Raw genomic sequence first — 18,854 nt, 5'->3', positions numbered from 1 at the left:
GGACTATCCTGTTTCGTGAAAGGGGCGCTGCGGCAACGCGGCGCCCTTTTTCATTTCGCGCTGGACCGCCGCGCGCCGCCCCGCCTATAGCGCTGCCCGACGAAGGCGCCCCAGGGGCAGGAAAGGACAAGATGATGAGCGTGACGACGGTTCCATTGCGCCCGGTAAGCAAGGGCGGGCTGTGGCTGCTGTGGATCGGACTGATCGCGCTGCTCGGCGTAGGCGCGGGGCTTGCCTGGTACCAGACGCGCGAACGCGGAACGGTGGTTGAGGTTATTTCGGCGGGCGAGGGCGAAAGCCCCTCCGACGGCGACGTGGTGCTCATCAAATATACCGGCCGACTTGCGAACGGGACGGTTTTTGACCAGCAGGAGCAGGCACCGATGCCGGTCGCGGGCGTCGTTCCCGGCTTTTCGAAGGCGCTGAAACAGATGCAGCGCGGCGGCAAGTACAAGATCGTGATCCCGCCCGAGGAAGGCTATGGCGCCGAGGCAGCGGGTCCGATTCCTCCGAACAGCACGCTCCATTTCGACGTCGAACTGCTCGACTTCCGCAGCGAAGCCGAAATTCGCGCGATGCAGCAGATGATGCAGCAGCAGATGCAGGGTGGCGATGGCGCCCCGCCGCAGGGTGCGCCCCAGCCCTGATTCGGAATAAATGCGGATAAGGCAGCGGCAGGCTAAGGAGAGCCGGCCGCCGCTTTACTTTTGCCCGGGCGCGCATTGCGTTCGGCCTCGCGCTCGAGAGCGACCTTGATCATGGCGACGATCGGATCGGCGAGCGCGAGGCCCAATATGCCGAGCAACGCGCCGAGCAATATCTGCGCGCCGAGCACGAGTGCTGGGGCGAGGTCGACCGTCTGCTTCGCGACCATGGGCACGATCAGATAGCCGTCGACCGTCTGGACGATGAAATAGATGGCGATCGCCCAAAGGCCCGTATCGGTCCCGGCGGAAAAACCGACGAGAACGAGGATGACGCCCGAAACAATCGCGCCGATATTGGGGATGAAGGCAAGGAGACCGGTGAGCAGGCCCATGAGCGCCGCCATCGGAATACCCACCGCCAGACAGGCGAGCCAGGTCCCGATACCTTCGACGACCATGCCAAGCAGCCTTCCTGCCATCAAGCGGCGGAGCGTGAAGCCCATATGGTCGATTGTGACATAGAAATTCTCGCGCGTTTTCATTGGCAGCATCCACGCGACGCCGCGCTCATAGAGCCGCGGATCGATCGCAATGAAGACGCCAAGCACCACGATCATCACCAGGCTTGTGATGCCGCCAATCACCGTTCCGACTGCGGCGGTAACGCGCCCCACCGTCCCGGCGAGATTCTCGGTAATCGTCTGCGTGTCGATCTGAAAGCTGCCGATGCCGTGATCGCTTGCCCACGCAGCCCCCCGTTCCACTTGCGTCATCAGGACAGTCTGCAACGTTGCGGCCTGGCTCGCGATCTGCGATCCCGCGAACATCATCGTCCAGACGAGGAAGGCGGCGAGCGAAAGGCACATGATCAGCAATCGCCAAGCGCGACCGATCGGCAATATGCGTCCGAGCAACCGGGTGCCGCCGTCGAGCATCGAGGCCACGACGATCGCCCCGAAGATGAGCAGGATCGGCTGGATCAGCACGATACACAGCCCGATCAGCAGGGCGACGCCGAGCCAGACGCTCGCCTTCAGCAATTCAGTGCGGACGAGGTGACTGCGAATCTCGGTCGGGCCGGGGGCTTCGACCTTGGTTGCGGAGCTTGCATCCGACCCTTTTACCGATCCGTCCATAGCGTCACTCCCTATTGCGCCTCGACATCATGCTCGGGCCGCAAATTCGTTCCGGCGCGCCCCGATCGCAAGGCGGCGAACCAGCTTAGCGGATTGTACCAGACGGCATCGCCATTCGTCGAAAAGCTGATGATTTCGGCGCGACCAGCGATTGCATCGAACGGCACCGCGCCGCCGAGCCCTTTCTGCGCCACCGAGACGCGGCTGTCGGCGCTTCCGTCGCGATTGTCGCCCATCAGGAAGAGATGATCGTCGGGAACGACATAGGGTCCGAAGTCATCGGTCTGCCGCGGCCCCATCTCGATGGTGTCGATGGTCGCTCCGCCCGGAAGCGTTTCGCGGACGATCGGAAGTTCGAGGATCGGGTTGCCCGCACCATCGCGCGTCACAATAGCATGAAGGCTGCTGTCAGGGCCGGGCGTGTTGCGGTCGACGGGGATCGACAGCATCGGCTGCACCTCGCGCTTCACAGGGCGCCCGTCAATGAACAGCACGCCCGCACGCATTTCGATAGTCTCGCCGGGAAGACCGATGACGCGCTTGATATAGTCGACCCGCGTTTCGGGATGCTCGAGCACGACGATGTCGCCGCGCGCGGGCAGATGGCCGAAAAGCCGCCCCTCCATCTTGGGGGCGAGATGGAAACTCACCGAAGCATAGGACCAGCCATAGGGATATTTGCTGACGATCAGCCGGTCGCCGTTGCGCAAAATCGGCATCATCGAATCCGACGGGATATAGAAGGGCTTGGCTACGCAGCTATGAATGCCGAGGACGAGCAGCAGGATGACGATAATATCGCGGACTAGCTTGCCCCAGCTCTCGTCCGCCTTCTTTGCTTTCTTGGCCACCGTCAGTCCCTGATCGCTTCGATGATGACAAAAGCCTGCGCCCAGGGATGGTCGTCGGTCAGCGTCAAGTGGATATGCGCGCTATGGCCAGCGGGGATCATCGCCGCGAGCCGTTCGGCGGCGCCGCCGGTCAGCGCCAGTGTCGGCGCGCCCGATGGGGCGTTGACGACGCCGATGTCCTTCATGAACACGCCGCGCTTGAAGCCGGTGCCGACAGCCTTGGAAAAAGCCTCCTTCGCGGCGAAGCGCTTGGCATAGGTGCCTGCGCGCGTGAACGGGCGGCGCGCGGCCTTCGCCCGTTCGACCTCCGTAAAGACGCGCTTCTCGAACCGCTCGCCGAAGCGGTCGAGCGAGTTCTGGATACGCTCGATATTGCAGAGGTCGGAGCCGAGGCCGATGATCACCGAGAATCCTCCCTGTCGCGCAGCGATGGGAAGGATTGGATTGCGACGATCGCCCTAATCATCCCCGTGCCTCGTCCATCAGATCGCGCATCCGGCGCACCGCATCCTCAAGACCCGTGAAGATCGCCTCGCCGATCAGATAATGGCCGATGTTGAGCTCGGCGAGCTGCGGTATCGCTGCTACGGGGACGACATTCTCATAGGTCAGGCCATGCCCCGCATGCGGCTCGATCCCGTTCTTCCATGCCAGCGCGGCGGCGTCGGCGATGCGGCGAAGTTCGGCGGCGCGCTCGTCGCCGTCGGCATGGGCATAGCGGCCCGTGTGAAATTCGACGACGGGCGCCTTCAGGCGCATCGCCGCCTCGATCTGGCGCGCATCGGGTTCGATGAACAGGCTGACGCGGATACCGACGTCGGACAGCCGGGCGACAATAGGCGCGAGGTGATTATGCTGTCCCGCCGCGTCGAGCCCGCCTTCGGTAGTACGCTCCTCGCGTTTTTCGGGAACGATGCACGCCGCGTGCGGGCCGTGGCGCAGCGCGATGTCGACCATCTCGTCGGTCGCCGCCATTTCGAGGTTGAGCGGCAGGTCAGTCGCCGCCTGGATGCGCGCAAGGTCGTCGTCGCGGATATGCCGCCGGTCCTCGCGCAGATGCGCGGTGATGCCGTCGCCGCCGACCGCCGCGACGATCTCCGCCGCGCGGACCGGATCGGGATGGTCGCCGCCACGCGCGTTACGGATCGTCGCGACATGATCGATGTTGACGCCAAGGCGCAGGCGCGACCGGGAAGGGGTGGCGCTCAAGCCGCGACGCTCCGGCTGCCGGGCTTGATCGCGGTCGTTCCGGCAAGCTCGGGCGGCAATTCGTCGTCGGCGTAGGTCGGAAAGTTGATCGCGACGAGCGGATAGAAGGGGACGCCGAGTTCGGCGGTCCCGCCCGAGCGATCGACCAGCGCCGCTTCGGCCAGAACTTCGCCACCTGCAGCGCGCACTGCCTCCATCGCCTCGCGCGACGACAGGCCGGTGGTCACGACATCCTCGACCATCAGCACCTTGGTGCCCGGTGCAATGGCGAAGCCGCGGCGCAGCTCGAACGTGCCTGTGGGGCGTTCGACGAACATTGCAGCTTTGCCGAGTGCGCGGCCCATTTCATGGCCGATGATGACGCCGCCCATTGCCGGCGAGATGACGACGTCGATCGCCTGCCGCAGATCGCGGGGCAGCTTCGCCGCGAGCGCCGAGGCAAGGCGGCCGGCGCGTTCGGTGTCCATCAACACGCGTGCGCATTGCAGATAATATTCGCTGTGGCGGCCCGAGGAGAGCAGGAAATGTCCCTGGAGCAGCGCTTCGGCGGCGCGGAATTCGGCCAGGATTTCGTCGTCGGTCATGGAAGAATAGGTCTTTTTGTTCGTGCGGCCCGTCCGTGACGAGCCCGCATTGGATGGAGCGGATTTGCGTGCCGTAAAATAGTGTTAGAGATGCTTGAGGCAAGCGGCAAGCGGGTCTATAGCGCCCGCGAGATTCAGCCCGTCTGCTGGCTGTCCGGACGTATGTCCGGGCGCGACGACGGCGGGTTCGATCGTCAGAATAACAACAGGCAACGGGCGGCACTATCCTTATGAAGAGCTTGAAAACCCTTGTAATTGCGGCGGCGCTGTCGCTTGGCGCCGTGGGCGCGGCACAGGCGCAGGCTCCTGTCGCGGCACCGGTTGAAGCACCGGTGGCGAATCCAGCTCCGGTCGCGGCGCCGACGGTCGTAACGGAGACTCCCGAAGCCGCTGCGCCGGCCGGCGATGCGACCTATGTTCCGCTCAAGCCCGAAGCGGGCGTCGGCCAGCCGGTCGATGCAGGGATTGATTTCCAGCCGCAGGTCAGCCCGATCGGCGAACAGGCGATCTGGTTTAACAACGTGATGCTGCTGCCGATCATCACTTTCATTTCGCTGCTCGTTCTCGGTTTGCTGCTGTGGGTAATCGTGCGCTACCGCGCCAAGGCCAACCCGGTGCCGTCGAAAACGACGCACAATACGCTGATCGAGATCATCTGGACAGGCGTCCCCGTTCTGATCCTCGCGGCGATCGCCGTGCCGTCGATCAAGCTGCTCGCCGCGCAATATGAGCCACCGTCGAAGGAGGCGCTGACGATCAAGGTCACCGGATACCAGTGGTATTGGGGCTATGCCTATCCCGACCAGGGTATCGGCGAATATGTGTCGAAGATGCTACCCGAAGATCAGGCCAAGGCCAATGGCGAGCCTTATCAGCTTGCCGTCGACAACCGTATGGTCGTTCCCGTCGGCCGTCAGGTGAAGCTGATCGTTACTGGCGCCGACGTGATCCACAGCTTTGCCGTCCCGGCCTTCTGGACCAAGATGGACGCCGTGCCGGGCCGCGCCAACGAGACGACGTTCACCGCGAACAAGGTCGGCGTTTATTACGGCCAGTGCTCGGAACTTTGCGGCGTCGATCATGGCTATATGCCGATCGCCGTCGAAGTCCTTCCGGTCGACAAGTGGGAAGCCTGGGTCCGCTCGAAGGGTGGCAACCCGTCGGGCGAAGTCGCGGCGACTGCCGCCACGCCCGCGGCCGCACCGGCGACCGAAGCAGCCCCGGAAGCCGCGCCCGCCGCCGCTCCGGCCGCAACGATTTAATCAAGGGGTCCGATAGATGACCGATATTGCAGCGACTGCACCTGCGCACGGCCACGATCATGCGCATGACGACCATGACACGCCGGGCTTTTTCGTCCGCTGGTTCATGTCGACGAACCACAAGGACATCGGCACGCTCTACCTGATTTTCGCGATCATCGCGGGGATCGTGGGCGGCGTCCTGTCGGGCATGATGCGCCTCGAGCTTGCCGAGCCCGGCATTCAGTATCTGACCGGATGGGCACAGATGTTCGACCCCGCTGCGGGCGATGTGCAGGGCAAGCATTTCTGGAACGTCATGATCACCGCGCACGGCCTGATCATGGTCTTCTTCATGGTCATGCCCGCAATGATCGGCGGCTTCGGCAACTGGTTCGTGCCGCTGATGATCGGCGCGCCCGACATGGCCTTTCCGCGCATGAACAACATCAGCTTCTGGCTGACTGCGGTCGCATTCATCATGCTCGTCGGTTCGATGTTCGTTCCCGGCGGCAGCGGCCTTGGCGCCGGCACCGGCTGGACCGTCTATGCGCCGCTGTCGACCAGCGGGTCGGCGGGCCCGGCGGTCGACATGGCGATCTTCTCGCTTCACCTTGCGGGTGCGGCGTCGATCCTTGGTGCGATCAACTTCATTACCACCATTTTCAACATGCGCGCGCCGGGCATGACGCTGCACAAGATGCCGCTGTTCGTGTGGTCGGTGCTCGTCACCGCCTTCCTGCTGCTGCTCGCGCTTCCGGTGCTCGCCGCGGCGATCACCATGCTGCTCACCGACCGCAACTTCGGCACGACCTTCTATGATGCGACGGGCGGCGGCGATCCGGTGCTTTACCAGCATCTCTTCTGGTTCTTCGGCCACCCCGAAGTCTATATCATGATCCTGCCGGGCTTCGGCATCGTCAGCCAGGTCATTTCGACCTTCAGCCGCAAGCCGGTGTTCGGCTATCTCGGTATGGCCTATGCCATGGTCGCGATCGGCGTTGTCGGTTTCATCGTGTGGGCGCACCACATGTTCACGGTCGGCATGAGCGTGAACCTGAAGATGTATTTCACCGCCGCGACGATGGTCATCGCGGTCCCGACGGGCATCAAGATCTTCAGCTGGATTGCGACGATGTGGGGCGGCTCGCTGACATTCAAGACTCCGATGGTCTGGTCGCTGGGCTTTATTTTCATGTTCACCGTCGGCGGCGTGACCGGCGTCGTGCTCGCCAATGGTGGCGTCGATACCAACCTGCACGACACCTATTATGTCGTCGCCCACTTCCACTATGTGCTGTCGCTGGGCGCGGTCTTCTCGCTCTTCGCGGGCTTCTATTACTGGTTCCCGAAGATGTCGGGCCGGATGTACAACGAATTCCTGGGGCAGCTCCATTTCTGGATCTTCTTCATCGGCGTGAACATCCTGTTCTTCCCGCAGCATTTCCTTGGCCAGCAGGGGATGCCGCGTCGTTACCCCGACTATCCCGATGCCTATGCCTTCTGGCACCTCATTTCCTCCTATGGCTATGTCATCATGGGCGTGGGCGTGCTGATCTTTTTCGCGAACATCCTTTGGTCGCTGGTCGCGGGGAAGAAAGCGGCAGACAATCCGTGGGGCGAAGGCGCGACGACGCTCGAATGGACTCTGTCGAGCCCGCCGCCGTTCCACCAGTTCAACGAACTGCCGCGTATCGCCTGATCCGGTTTGCTCCCTGCCGATATTCGGCAGGGAGCCTTTCCGGATTCCGGCCTGGAGTTAGCATGGCGCAGAGCCTGACCCACGGCGAGATGACGCTTCCGGCGGACTGGCGCGACCTGTTCGCGCTGACCAAGCCACGCGTCATGTCGCTCGTCGTGTTCACGGCGCTGTGCGGCCTGCTCGCCGCGCCGGTCAGCGTATCACCGGTTCTCGGTTTTGCTTCGATCCTCGCGATTGCGCTGGGGGCAGGGGCGTCGGGTGCGCTCAACCAATGGTATGAGGCCGGACTCGACGCGAAGATGAAGCGCACGGCGAACCGTCCGCTGCCCGCCGGCCGCCTTGACCCGCAGACCGCGTTGCAGTTCGGCGTCGGGCTTGCCGCCTTTTCGCTGTTCCTGATGCTTTTCGCGTCGAACTGGCAGGCAACGCTGCTGCTCGCGGCATCGATCCTCTTTTATGTTTTCGTTTATACGATGTGGCTCAAGCCGCGGACGCCGCAGAATATCGTCATCGGCGGGGCGGCGGGCGCCTTTCCGCCGCTGATCGGCTGGGTCGCCGCGACGGGAAGCGTGGCGCCGCTCCCGGTGCTGCTCTTCCTGCTCATCTTTCTCTGGACGCCGCCCCATTTCTGGGCGCTCGCGCTCTTCGTCCGCTCCGACTATGCGGCCGCGGGCATCCCGATGATGCCCGTAGTCGCGGGCGAGCGCGCGACGCGGCGGCAGGTTCTGCTCTATGCAATCATCATGGCGGGGGCGGCAATCGCGCCTTGGCCGCTCGGTTATACGGGCGCACTCTATGGCTGGACCTCGGCCATCCTGTCGGCGCTGTTCGTCTTGCTGTCCCTGCGTGTCGGTACGCGCCAAAGTGCAGAGGGCGATTTGATGCTCCCCGAAAAGCGCCTTTTCGCTTTCTCGATCGCCTATCTCTTTATCCTGTTCGGTGCGGTCGTCGCCGACCGTTGGGTGCTTGCATGACCGAAGAACCGACCAAGCCGCCGTTCGACGAGGCCGAATATCGCCGCCGCCAGCGCAGCCGCGCCAATCTGATGGCTTGGCTGCTCGGTGCGCTCGCGATACTCTTTTTCCTCATCACCATTGCCAAGATGCAGATTTTCCAATGATCAACCGCCTGTCCCCCAATACGAAAACGGCAAGCCTCGCGGCGTTGCTCGCTGCGTCGATGGTGGGTCTCGGCTTTGCGGCGGTCCCGCTTTACGATCTGTTCTGCCGCGTGACGGGGTTCGGGGGAACGACGCAGCGATACGATCCGGTCGCCGCCGCCGCCGAACCGCAGGTGCTTTCGACGACGATATCGGTGCGTTTCGATTCCAACGTGTCGCCGGGGTTGCCGTGGAAATTCTATCCCGAACATCCGCGCGACACGGTCGCGATTGGCGCGCGCGACATGGCGATCTTTATCGCCGAAAATCAGTCGGCCCGCCCGGTGGTCGGGACGGCGAGCTTCAACGTCACGCCGACGCAGGCGGGCAAATATTTCACCAAGATCCAATGCTTCTGTTTCACCGAACAACGGCTGGAGCCGGGGCAGCAGATGCGCATGCCGGTGCTCTTTTTCGTCGATCCCAAGATATTGGACGACCCCGATGCGCGCGACGTGCAGGAAATCACCCTCAGCTACACCTTCCACCCTGTAGACGAGGGCAAAAAGGCCAGCTAAGGCCGCGATCAACGAGTCAAACCGGGCTGGCGGATGATGGGCAATCATCGGGCCGGGGCAATAAACGGGAACTGTGACATGGCCGGTGCCAAACATCATGACTATCACCTCGTAAACCCGAGCGTCTGGCCGCTGATCGGCTCGTTCGCCGCGCTTATCCTGTTCTTTGGGCTCGTGATGACGATGCACGCCGACTATTTCGGCAGCGCGGGCAAATGGGTGCTTGGCCTTGGCTTCATGGGCGTCATCGCCACCTTTTTCAGCTGGTGGGGCGACGTCATCAACGAAGCGCACGCGGGCGACCACACGCCGGTGGTGCAGCTCCACCTGCGCTACGGCATGATCCTGTTCATCGCGTCGGAAGTCATGTTCTTCGTCGGCTGGTTCTGGGCGTGGTTCGATTTCTCGCTCTTCCCCGTGCCGATCGAATATGCCGACGGCGCAGTCACCTCGCTCTTCGGGCAGGAAGGCGCGGACGCAATTGCGCAATGGCCGCCCAAGGGGATTGAGGTCATCGACGCGTTCTCGCTGCCGCTGCTCAACACGCTGATCCTGCTTTGCTCGGGCACGACGATCACCTGGGCACACCATGCGCTGATCCACGGCGATCGCGAGGGGCTGAAGAAGGGTTTGTGGGCGACGATCATTCTCGGCGTGCTCTTTTCGTCGATCCAGGCCTATGAATATGCAGAGGCGCCGTGGGCGTTCGGCCAGAGCAACTATAGCTCGGCTTTCTTCATGGCGACCGGCTTCCACGGTTTCCACGTCCTGGTCGGGACGATCTTCCTGATCGTCTGCCTCGTGCGCGCCTATAAGGGTCATTTCACGCCCAAGCAGCATTTCGGTTTCGAAGCCGCTGCCTGGTACTGGCACTTCGTCGATGTCGTGTGGCTGTTCCTCTTCATCATCGTCTATGTGTGGGGCGGTTGGGGCGCTCCGGTCGCCGCGCACTAAATTGGGCGGCGACATGCCAAACACGAAAGGGCAGCCGCCGATCGGGCGCGCTGCCCTTTTCGGTCTCTGTCCCGAATGCGGGGCGCAGACTTTGTTCGACGGACCCGTCAAATTCGCGGCCCGCTGCCGGGTCTGCACCCTCGATTTCGAAAGCTATAACGTCGGCGACGGTCCGGCAGCCTTTCTGACGATGATCATCGGCGCCTTGCTGATCGTCCTCGCGCTCGCTCTCGATTTCGCCGTCGCACCGCCGCTCTGGGTTCATATCCTGCTCTGGGTGCCGCTCACCGCAGCCGCGGTCGTATATGGGCTGCGCGTTGCCAAGGCGGCGCTGCTGGCGTCCGAACATCAACGGAACGCAGCCGAAGGGCGGCTTGCAGAGGATGGCGATGACTGAACCTGCAATCCCGATGCGCCGCTGGCCGCTTATTCCGACGCTGCTCGTCCTTGCTGCGGTGGCGGTAATGATCGCCCTCGGCGTGTGGCAGCTCCAGCGCAAAGGCGAAAAAGAAGCGCTGCTGGCGCTTTATGAGCGCAACCGCGCAATCTCGTCGCTCGCCACCTATCCTGAGCTGCCACCGGTCCCCGATGAACTGCTGTTCCGCAAGAGCAGCGTCGTCTGCCTCGATCCCGTGCGCTGGGATCCACGGAGCGGCACCGATGTAAAAGGGCGGAGCGGTTTCAGGATGATCGCCGATTGCCGCACTGGCGCCGAAGGACCTGGGGTTCTTGTCGATGTGGGAATTTCCGATGATTTCACACCGCCCGCGTGGACCGGCGGGATCGTGCAGGGGACCGTCGTTCCCGGCCCCGAGCAGCCGACGCTGGTCGAACGGCTGACGGGGAGGGCGGTTGCCGCACGGCCGATGCTGGTCGCCGATCAGCCCGTCGCGGGATTGCGGCAGAGCGCGATACCGTCGGGCGCCGATGTGCCGAACAATCATCTCGCCTATGCGGTGCAATGGTTCCTGTTCGCGCTCGCGGCGCTGACAATCTATATTTTCGCGGTGCGCCGCCGCTTGCGGCAATGAGCATGCGCCGCTAGGCGCTTTGGCGCCATGGATTATATCAGCACACGCGGCGCCGCGCCGACTCTCGACTTTCGTTCCGCCACGCTCGCAGGCCTCGCCAACGACGGTGGGCTATATGTCCCGGCGCGTTGGCCGCATATGTCGCTCGACGAAATTCGTGCGCTCGCGGGTCTCGATTATGTCGAGACGGCGGTGCGCGTGATGACACCTTTCGTCGCCGGTGCGCTGTGCGAAGATGAACTGCGCGAGCTTTGCCGCGCCGCTTATGGCCGCTTCAGCCACGACGCCGTGACGCCGCTCGTCCAGCTCGATCATCGCCACTGGCTGCTCGAGCTTTTTCACGGTCCGACGCTCGCGTTCAAGGACGTCGCGCTCCAACTGCTCGGCCAATTGTTCGAAAAATTCCTGAGCGGCGGCGGCACCGACCTGACGATCGTCGGCGCGACCTCGGGCGACACCGGCTCGGCGGCGATCGAGGCGGTTGCGGGACGCGAGCATATCCGCATCTTCATGCTTCATCCCGAAGGCCGCGTCAGCGATGTACAGCGCCGCCAGATGACGACGGTGCTCGCGCCGAACGTGCATAATATCGCGATCGACGGCAGCTTCGATGACGCGCAAGCGATGGTGAAGCGGCTGTTCGGCGATGCCGAGGCGCGCAACGCGCTGACGCTGTCGGCGGTGAACAGCATCAACTGGGCGCGGCTGATGGCGCAGGTCGTCTATTATTTCTACGCTGCGGTCCGCCTCGGTGGCCCCGACCGTCCGGTGGCGTTCAGCGTGCCGACGGGCAATTTCGGCGATGTCTTTGCGGGCTATGTCGCGGCGCAGATGGGGCTTCCGGTCGCGCGGCTCGTCGTCGCGACCAACGTCAACGACATCCTCCACCGCGCACTGGCGAGCGGCGATTATAGCGCGGGCAGCGTCACGGCGACGGCGACGCCGAGCATGGATATTCAGGTCAGCAGCAATTTCGAACGGCTGCTTTTCGACCTCGCGGGCCGCGACGGCGGCGCGATCACGGCGATGATGCGAGAGTTCGATACGAACCGCGCGATGACCATTCCCGCCGACATGCGCGCCGGCGCCGCCGGCCTGTTTACAAGCGCGCGCATCGACGGCGACATGATGGCGATGACGCTGCGCTGGGCGAAGGAAAATGGCGGGCAGGTGATCGATCCGCACAGCGCGGTGGGTCTCGCCGCTGCGCGCTCGCTCGAAATCGAGGACGATGTGCCCATCGTTACGCTCGCGACCGCGCATCCGGCGAAATTTCCCGACGCGGTGGAGCGGGCAACCGGCGTGCGTCCCCCGCTGCCCGCGCGGCTCGGCAATCTGTTCGACCGCGAGGAGCGGTACGAGCGGCTCCCGGGCGATTACGACGCCGTCAAGGCGCATATCCTCGCGGAAGTCGCGCGTGGCTGACGGCCTGACCCTCACGACCCTGGTCGGCGAGGGCTGGGACGACTATGGACTCGTCGACAGCGGCGGCGGGCGCAAGCTCGAACGCTATGGTCCCTATCGCTTCATCCGACCCGAGCCGCAGGCGATGTGGGAAGCGGCGTTGCCTGCCGCCGAATGGGAAGAGGCCGACGGCGAGTTCATCCCGGCCTCGGACGAGGATGGCGGCGGGCGCTGGTATTTCAATAAGCCGGTGCCCACCGAAGGCTGGCCGCTCGGCTGGCGCGAGGCGCGTTTCGCGGCAAGCTGCACGCCCTTTCGCCATCTTGGCTTCTTTCCCGACATGGCGCCGGTGTGGGACTGGCTCCGCGCGCAAATTGCGGACAAGCCCGATCCCGCCTTCCTCAACCTCTTCGGCTACACCGGCGTCGGCAGCCAGGCGCTCGCCGCGACGGGCGCGTCGGTGACGCATGTCGATGCCTCCAAGAAATCGGTCGCGCAGGCGCGCGACAATGCCGCCCTGGCGGGCATGGCCGAGCGGCCGATCCGCTGGATCGTCGACGATGCGGGCAAGTTCACCGCGCGCGAGGTGCGGCGCGGGCGACGCTATGATGCGATCCTGCTCGACCCGCCCAAATTCGGCCGCGGTCCCAATGGCGAACGCTGGCAGCTCGAGGAGGGGCTTGCGCCGCTCCTTGCCGACTGTCGCCGCCTGCTCGACGCCGACAGCCACGCGCTGTTCCTCACTGTCTATGCGGTGCGCATGTCGGCGCTGGCGATCGGCGAACTGCTGTCGCAACTCTTCGTCGACCTTCCGGGAAAGGTTGAATGCGGCGAGCTGGCGGTGCGCGAAGAGGCGCGCGGCCTCCTTCTTCCGACTGCGATCTTCGCGCGCTGGAGCCGCTGACACGTCCTATGGCCACCGGCGGCCCTGCCGCTGCGACGAACCGAAGCAACTTCGTGACCGCCGCTTGGTTGGTTGGGTAAGGGGGCGGCGCGGGCAGCCCTTCTGGCTGAATCGTATGACCGCCTCCGTTGCGAAAGGAGACTCTCATGGCCGATACACTCGACCGCGAAACCCATCGCCTCATATCTTCGGACAAGGTCGAAGGCACCACCGTCTATAACCCCGAAGGCGAAAAGCTTGGCTCGATCGCCAATGTCATGATCGACAAGCGCTCGGGCAAAAGCGAATATGCCGTCATGGAATTCGGCGGGCTGTTCGGGCTCGGCAGCGATCAATATCCGCTCCCGTGGGACATGCTGACCTATGACACCGACGTGGGCGGCTATGTCGTCAACCTCTCCAAGGAACAGCTCGACGGTGCGCCGCGCTACCCGCGCGAACAGATGCCGGCCTATGACGATGCCTATGGACGCAGCGTCTACAGTCATTACGGGCTGACCTATCCGGTCTATTGACGATTGCAGCAGCCCGGCTTCATTAATGAACGCTGGGCTATCTGAAATGGAACGGGCGACCGTCTGGTTCCGGTCGCCCGTTCGGCTGCCCCCCAGCAGATAAGCGTTCAGTGGGCGAGTTCGATGCGATTGCGCCCCAATTCTTTTGCACGATATAATGCTTCGTCGGCAGCTTTCAGCGCGCCGCGCGCTTCGTCATAGCCGAACACATTGGCGACCCCGCCCGAGAAGGTGATCTGGCCGAACGGCTGATCGGTTTTCCGGTTGATGAGGCGGCGATTGGCAAGGCCCTCGCGCGCTTCGTCGAGGCGCTTTGCGGCGTCGCTTGGTGTCAGCCCACGGAACAGCATCACGAATTCCTCGCCGCCGTGGCGTGCGACATGGCAGTGATCGTCGGAAATATGCGCGAGCGTGTCGGCGATCAGCTTGATAACGCGGTCGCCCGCCGCGTGCCCGTGCGTGTCGTTGACGCGTTTGAATTCATCGATGTCGCAAAAGGCGACGCTCAAAGGCTCGCAGGCGGCGCGCGCCTCCGTATAGTGGCGTTCGAGCAGGATTTCGAAGGCGCGGCGGTTCGGCAGCCCCGTCAGATGGTCGATTTCGGCATCGCGCTTGGCGCGGGCAAGACTGCGCCGCAGCGCCTTCGCCTCGTCCTCGCTGCGGCGCATGTCCTTCTCTGCCTGCCGCGTGCGTTCGAGCATGGCTCTGGCAAGGCTGGCAAGGTGGGTGACGAGTTCGCCGGTCTTTTGCACCTGTTCGAGGTCGTCGACATGCTGTTCCAGCTCAGTTCCATAGTCGCGCGTAACGTTGCGCGCCGCCTTGGTGCTCGACTGGAACGTGTCGAGATTGCTTTCGAGCCGCGCGACAACTCGCTCGAGTTCGGCCTGATCCGGGCGTTCGGGATCCTGCTCGGCGATCGTGTCGAGCCACGCCTGCGTAATCCCCTCCGCCGATTGCGCCTGCATGGCGATTTTCCGCGCAAGCGCTGGGTTCAGACCCGAGAAGGCGCCGTGCGCGAGCGCCAGATTGGCACGCGAAACTTCCAGATCATGGTCGATCAGAAACGACATGATGGCGCCCGCAAGCTGGCGGCGTGCGTTGCGCGTCATCTCGCGGCTATCGGGCGGCGCTTCGCCTGCTGCGGAGCCGCCGTTCTGCGATCGGCTTAGCCCCAGCCAGCCCAGGAGCCGCCCTACCGGCTCATGCGACGAAGTTGCTTTGGTGGTCATGCGGCAATTAACGGGCGCGCCGCGCGCCGATTAAGGCCACTTAACCACAATTTTTCTGCCGGACGCGTCGCGCGCCGGAATGACGCTTACACCATCGCCATCAAACTGGCGTTGCCCCCCGCCGCGGTTGTGTTGATCGACACCGTGACCTCTTCAAGCAGCAGGTCGAGCCGGTAGGCCGGATCGCCGCCCCTCATCGCCGCGGTCGACGCAGCGTGCAGCGTAATGATGGCGCCGTCGCGCTCGGCAAGGATTTCGGTGGCGCGTGCAACCTCGGCGGCGTCGCCTTCGATTAGTGCGGCACTCACACCCTCGACGCTGCGTAAGTCACGGCGCGGACGCTCTACATGGGCTGCGATTGCCGTGGGCAGGGCGGACGATTCGATGGTTACGCTGCCGGAGAGGATCACCGCCTTGTTGCCGGTAGCGAGGATTGCGGCGATCTGATTCCAGAACCCCGCCTCGCTCTTTGCGAGCATCGCGATCCTGCCGCGGGGGTGCAGGCTGTACAGGTTGCGCTCTCCGACAGGGCCGGGAAGTTCGATATCGAGTCCGAGGCGCGAGTGTCCCCGATATTGATTCACCGCCCGTTGGGCCTCTGCATTTCCGTTCGCCGCCGCCCAATCGGCGAATGCGGCATAGCCTGATCCCGGCTCCGACGCCGCGGGAAGCGCACTATCGGCGCGGGCGGCAAAGCGCGTCACATAGATGGGACCGCCCGCCTTTGGCCCGGTTCCCGACAACCCGCGCCCGCCAAAGGGCTGCACGCCGACGACCGCGCCGATGATGTTGCGGTTCACATAATGATTGCCGACTGCGATCTGCCGCGTCACCCGGTTGACGACCTCGTCGAGCCGCGTGTGGAGGCCGAAGGTAAGGCCATATCCGGTGGCATTGATGTCGGCGATCAGCGCATCGAGGCGGTCGCCCTTGAAGCGGATGACGTGGAGCACGGGACCGAATACCTCCTGCTCCAGCTCCGAAATCGCTTGAAGTTCGATGATCGTCGGCGCGACGAAGGTGCCGAGCGCGTCCCATTCGCCGATATCGACCTGTTCGACGCGGCGCCCCTTGGCGCGCATCGCGTCGATATGCGCATTGATGCCGTCGCGCGCTCGGGCCGAGATGACCGGACCGATATCGACCGCCAGCCGGTCGGTGCTTCCGACGCGCAGCTCGGCGAGCGCGCCGCGCAGCATGTCGAGGGTGCGGTCGGCAATATCCTCTTGCAGGCAAAGCAGTCGCAGCGCCGAGCAGCGCTGCCCCGCGCTGTCGAAGGCCGAGGCGATGACGTCGGCGACGACCTGTTCGGCAAGTGCCGAGGAATCGACGATCATTGCGTTCTGGCCGCCCGTCTCCGCGACGAAGGGGATAGGCGACCCGTCCGGCAGCGTTCGCCCGGCAAGCGTCTTCTGAATCGAACGCGCGACGCCGGTCGAGCCGGTGAAGACGACACCCGCCGCCTCGGGCGCCGCGACGAGCGCTGCGCCAATCGATCCGTCGCCGGGGACCAGCTGCAGCACATCGACCGGGATTCCGGCCTCGTGGAGGATGGCAACTGCCTGCGCAGCGATCAGCGGCGTTTCGCTCGACGGCTTGGCGACGACGGGATTGCCGGCGACGAGCGCCGCGACGACCTGCCCCGTGAAAATCGCCATCGGGAAATTCCACGGACTGATGCACACGACGGGGCCGAGCGGCGCCGCACCCGCGAGCGCGGCGCGCGCTTGCACGGGGTAGTAGCGGAGGAAATCAATCGCTTCGCGGATTTCGGCGATTGCGTTGGGCGCCGACTTCCCGGCCTCGCGCACCACGAGACCCATCAGCAGCGGCATCCGCTCCTGCAGCAGATCGGCGGCGCGTTCGACGGCGGCGGCGCGCGTTTCCAGCGGAGTAGCCGCCCATGTAGCCGCGGTTTGGGCTGCTATCGCGACCGCATTCCGGGCGTCGTCCGCGGTCGATTGATGGACAAGGCCGACGAGGTCGCGGTGGTCGGCGGGATTGCGGACCTCGGCGGTTGTGCGCGTCGGCGAAGCTTCTCCCGCCACCCACTCTCGCCGCGTGCTTTCGACGAGCGCGTCGGCAAGCGCCGCAAGCGCCGCTTCGTCGCTGAGGTCAATGCCTGCCGAGTTGCGCCGGTCGGCAAACATTTCGGGCGAACGCGCAATGCGCTCGTGCGCTGCGCCGGGTTCCGGCATTGCGCGCACTTCGGCGGCAGGGTCAGCAATCAGCTCGTCGATCGGCACCGCTTCGTCGTTGATGCGGTTGACAAAGGAGGAGTTGGCACCGTTTTCGAGCAGGCGGCGGACGAGATAGGCGAGCAGCGTCTCGTGCGTGCCCACGGGCGCATAGATGCGGCACGGCCGGTCGAGCTTGTCCTTGCCGACGACCTCGCCGTACAGGCCTTCGCCCATCCCGTGGAGGCACTGGAATTCATAATCACCGATGCTGAAGTCGGGACCGGCGAGGTGATAGACGGTCGCAAGCGTCTGAGCATTGTGCGTCGCGAATTGCGGGAACACAGCATCGCGCGCGGCGAGCAGCTTCTTGGCGCAGGCGATATAGACGACGTCGGTATAGATTTTGCGCGTGTAAACCGGAAAGTCGGCGAGGCCGTCGACCTGCGCGCGCTTGATCTCGGCATCCCAATAGGCGCCCTTGACGAGTCGGACCATGATGCGCTTGCCGGTGCGGCGCGCCAGCGCAACGATCCAGTCGACGAGCGCGGGACAGCGTTTCTGATAAGCCTGGATCACGAAGCCAAGGCCGTTCCAGCCGTCGAGTTCGGCGTCTTCCGCGAGCGCCTGCAATATGTCGAGCGACAGTTCGAGCCGGTCGGCCTCTTCGGCATCGATGTTGAAGCCGATGTCATAGCTGCGAGCGATCAGGGCAAGGGTGCGCACCTTGGGCAGCAACTCGTCCAACACCCGGTCGGCCTGGCTGCGCACATAGCGCGGGTGGAGCGCCGACAATTTGATCGAGATGCCGGGCCCCCGATAAACGCCGCGCCTTTCGGATGCCTTGCCGATCGCGTGAATCGCCTGTTCGTAATCGCGATAATAGCGCGCGGCGTCGGCGGCGGTCGTCGCGGCTTCACCGAGCATGTCGTAGCTGTAGGAAAAACCGCGCTTCTCGGTCTTGCGTGAGCGTTGCAGCGCCTCTGCAATCGTCTGGCCGGTCACGAACTGCTCGCCCATCAGCCGCATCGCCGCATCGACGCCGCGCCGGATCACCGGTTCGCCCGCGCGTGCGATCAGGCGGGTGAGGACGCTGCCGAGGTCTTTGCCGTCGTCGGCTGCGGTCAGCTTGCCGGTGACGACGAGGCCCCACGTCGCCGCATTGACGAACAGTGACCTGCCGCCGCCGAGATGCGATTTCCAGTCGCCGCCCGCAATCTTGTCGCGGATCAACGCGTCGCGTGTCGCTTCGTCGGGAATGCGGAGCAAGGCTTCGGCGAGGCACATCAGCGCGACGCCCTCGCGGCTGCTCAGTGCGAATTCCTGCACCAGCGACTGGACGCCGCCCGTCTCGCGATTGGCGCGCAACCGTTCGATCAGCTTCCGCGCCGTGGTGGCGACAGCGGCCGCCGTTTTGGTGTCGAGCGTCGCGGCTTCGGCAAGCGCGGGGACGATGGCCGGCTCGGGCGGGCGATAGGAAGCGTTGATCGCCGCGCGGAGCGGATCGTCGCGGCGCAGCGGCGGAGCGAAATCGGAAAAGGCGCGGTATCCGGTTGCGGCAGTCATTCAGGATTCCTCTCGGGCGATGAGCCG

At 64.3% G+C, this 18,854-nt stretch carries 19 protein-coding genes; 12 read left to right on the top strand and 7 right to left on the bottom strand.

Annotation, left to right across the window (positions count from 1 at the left end):
- Positions 1 to 134: 134 nt before the first annotated feature.
- Positions 135 to 647 carry an FKBP-type peptidyl-prolyl cis-trans isomerase gene (locus tag JI743_RS04205; RefSeq protein ID WP_201926221.1) on the top strand — a complete coding sequence of 171 codons (513 nt, stop codon included), beginning with the start codon at positions 135 to 137 and terminating at the stop codon, positions 645 to 647.
- Between the two features lie 32 nt (positions 648 to 679).
- On the opposite strand, the gene JI743_RS04200 is transcribed toward JI743_RS04205, so the two are convergent.
- The 5 genes from JI743_RS04200 to pyrE are packed head-to-tail and all read right to left on the bottom strand — an operon-like array spanning position 680 to position 4,427.
- The gene (locus JI743_RS04200; RefSeq protein WP_201926219.1) at positions 680 to 1,783 is read right to left on the bottom strand and encodes an AI-2E family transporter; all 1,104 of its coding nucleotides are present in this window, start codon (positions 1,781 to 1,783) and stop codon (positions 680 to 682) included.
- Positions 1,784 to 1,794: 11 nt separating this feature from the next.
- Positions 1,795 to 2,634 (bottom strand): signal peptidase I, encoded by an 840-nt coding sequence (gene lepB / locus JI743_RS04195; protein WP_201926217.1) that lies wholly within the window; start codon positions 2,632 to 2,634, stop codon positions 1,795 to 1,797.
- 2 nt (positions 2,635 to 2,636) lie between these two features.
- Complete coding sequence (acpS, locus tag JI743_RS04190; protein ID WP_201926215.1) at positions 2,637 to 3,038, bottom strand: holo-ACP synthase; 402 nt, start codon at positions 3,036 to 3,038, stop codon at positions 2,637 to 2,639.
- A gap of 58 nt (positions 3,039 to 3,096) precedes the next feature.
- Entirely contained in the window at positions 3,097 to 3,843 is a 747-nt protein-coding gene (locus tag JI743_RS04185; RefSeq protein ID WP_201926213.1) for a pyridoxine 5'-phosphate synthase, read from the bottom strand.
- Positions 3,840 to 4,427: an orotate phosphoribosyltransferase gene (gene pyrE / locus JI743_RS04180; RefSeq protein WP_201926211.1), complete on the bottom strand. Its 588-nt coding sequence runs from the start codon at positions 4,425 to 4,427 to the stop codon at positions 3,840 to 3,842. The genes JI743_RS04185 and pyrE overlap by 4 nt, the downstream gene beginning before the upstream one ends.
- A gap of 230 nt (positions 4,428 to 4,657) precedes the next feature.
- Between pyrE and coxB the strand changes: the two genes are divergently transcribed.
- The 11 genes from coxB to JI743_RS04125 all read left to right on the top strand — a co-directional run bounded on the left by coxB (position 4,658) and on the right by JI743_RS04125 (position 13,855).
- Positions 4,658 to 5,689: a cytochrome c oxidase subunit II gene (coxB, locus tag JI743_RS04175; protein WP_201926209.1), complete on the top strand. Its 1,032-nt coding sequence runs from the start codon at positions 4,658 to 4,660 to the stop codon at positions 5,687 to 5,689.
- A gap of 16 nt (positions 5,690 to 5,705) precedes the next feature.
- Positions 5,706 to 7,370, top strand: a complete 1,665-nt coding sequence (ctaD, locus tag JI743_RS04170) for a cytochrome c oxidase subunit I (RefSeq protein ID WP_201926207.1) — start codon at positions 5,706 to 5,708, stop codon at positions 7,368 to 7,370.
- Positions 7,371 to 7,432: 62 nt separating this feature from the next.
- Positions 7,433 to 8,344 carry a heme o synthase gene (locus tag JI743_RS04165; protein ID WP_201926205.1) on the top strand — a complete coding sequence of 304 codons (912 nt, stop codon included), beginning with the start codon at positions 7,433 to 7,435 and terminating at the stop codon, positions 8,342 to 8,344.
- Entirely contained in the window at positions 8,341 to 8,490 is a 150-nt protein-coding gene (locus JI743_RS04160) for a cytochrome c oxidase system small membrane protein (RefSeq protein WP_201926203.1), read from the top strand. The genes JI743_RS04165 and JI743_RS04160 overlap by 4 nt, the downstream gene beginning before the upstream one ends.
- A complete protein-coding gene (locus tag JI743_RS04155; protein WP_201926201.1) occupies positions 8,487 to 9,047 on the top strand; it encodes a cytochrome c oxidase assembly protein in 561 nt (186 codons plus the stop codon). The genes JI743_RS04160 and JI743_RS04155 overlap by 4 nt, the downstream gene beginning before the upstream one ends.
- A gap of 78 nt (positions 9,048 to 9,125) precedes the next feature.
- Complete coding sequence (locus tag JI743_RS04150; protein ID WP_201926199.1) at positions 9,126 to 10,001, top strand: cytochrome c oxidase subunit 3; 876 nt, start codon at positions 9,126 to 9,128, stop codon at positions 9,999 to 10,001.
- A 13-nt stretch (positions 10,002 to 10,014) separates the two neighbouring features.
- The gene (locus JI743_RS04145) at positions 10,015 to 10,398 is read left to right on the top strand and encodes a DUF983 domain-containing protein (protein ID WP_201926198.1); all 384 of its coding nucleotides are present in this window, start codon (positions 10,015 to 10,017) and stop codon (positions 10,396 to 10,398) included.
- Complete coding sequence (locus JI743_RS04140) at positions 10,391 to 11,032, top strand: SURF1 family protein (RefSeq protein WP_236659682.1); 642 nt, start codon at positions 10,391 to 10,393, stop codon at positions 11,030 to 11,032. Before JI743_RS04145 ends, JI743_RS04140 begins: the two co-directional genes overlap by 8 nt.
- Positions 11,033 to 11,059: 27 nt before the next feature.
- Entirely contained in the window at positions 11,060 to 12,457 is a 1,398-nt protein-coding gene (gene thrC / locus JI743_RS04135) for a threonine synthase (protein ID WP_201926196.1), read from the top strand.
- A gap of 4 nt (positions 12,458 to 12,461) precedes the next feature.
- Positions 12,462 to 13,340: a class I SAM-dependent methyltransferase gene (locus JI743_RS04130; RefSeq protein ID WP_201927293.1), complete on the top strand. Its 879-nt coding sequence runs from the start codon at positions 12,462 to 12,464 to the stop codon at positions 13,338 to 13,340.
- Between the two features lie 146 nt (positions 13,341 to 13,486).
- On the top strand, positions 13,487 to 13,855 hold the full coding sequence (locus tag JI743_RS04125) for a PRC-barrel domain-containing protein (protein WP_201926194.1): 369 nt from the start codon (positions 13,487 to 13,489) through the stop codon (positions 13,853 to 13,855).
- 107 nt (positions 13,856 to 13,962) lie between these two features.
- Here the strand turns inward: JI743_RS04125 and JI743_RS04120 are convergent, their stop codons facing one another.
- Together JI743_RS04120 and putA are read right to left on the bottom strand one after the other, a co-directional pair.
- A complete protein-coding gene (locus JI743_RS04120) occupies positions 13,963 to 15,084 on the bottom strand; it encodes a GGDEF domain-containing protein (protein ID WP_236659681.1) in 1,122 nt (373 codons plus the stop codon).
- An 86-nt stretch (positions 15,085 to 15,170) separates the two neighbouring features.
- Positions 15,171 to 18,827: a trifunctional transcriptional regulator/proline dehydrogenase/L-glutamate gamma-semialdehyde dehydrogenase gene (gene putA / locus JI743_RS04115; protein ID WP_201926192.1), complete on the bottom strand. Its 3,657-nt coding sequence runs from the start codon at positions 18,825 to 18,827 to the stop codon at positions 15,171 to 15,173.
- Between the last annotated feature and the right edge of the window lie 27 nt (positions 18,828 to 18,854).

Source organism: Sphingopyxis jiangsuensis (assembly GCF_016734905.1).
GTDB classification, from domain to species: Bacteria; Pseudomonadota; Alphaproteobacteria; order Sphingomonadales; family Sphingomonadaceae; genus Sphingopyxis; species Sphingopyxis jiangsuensis.
Note: the sequence above shows the minus strand (reverse complement) of the source record. Positions and strands in the feature narration are given on the sequence as shown.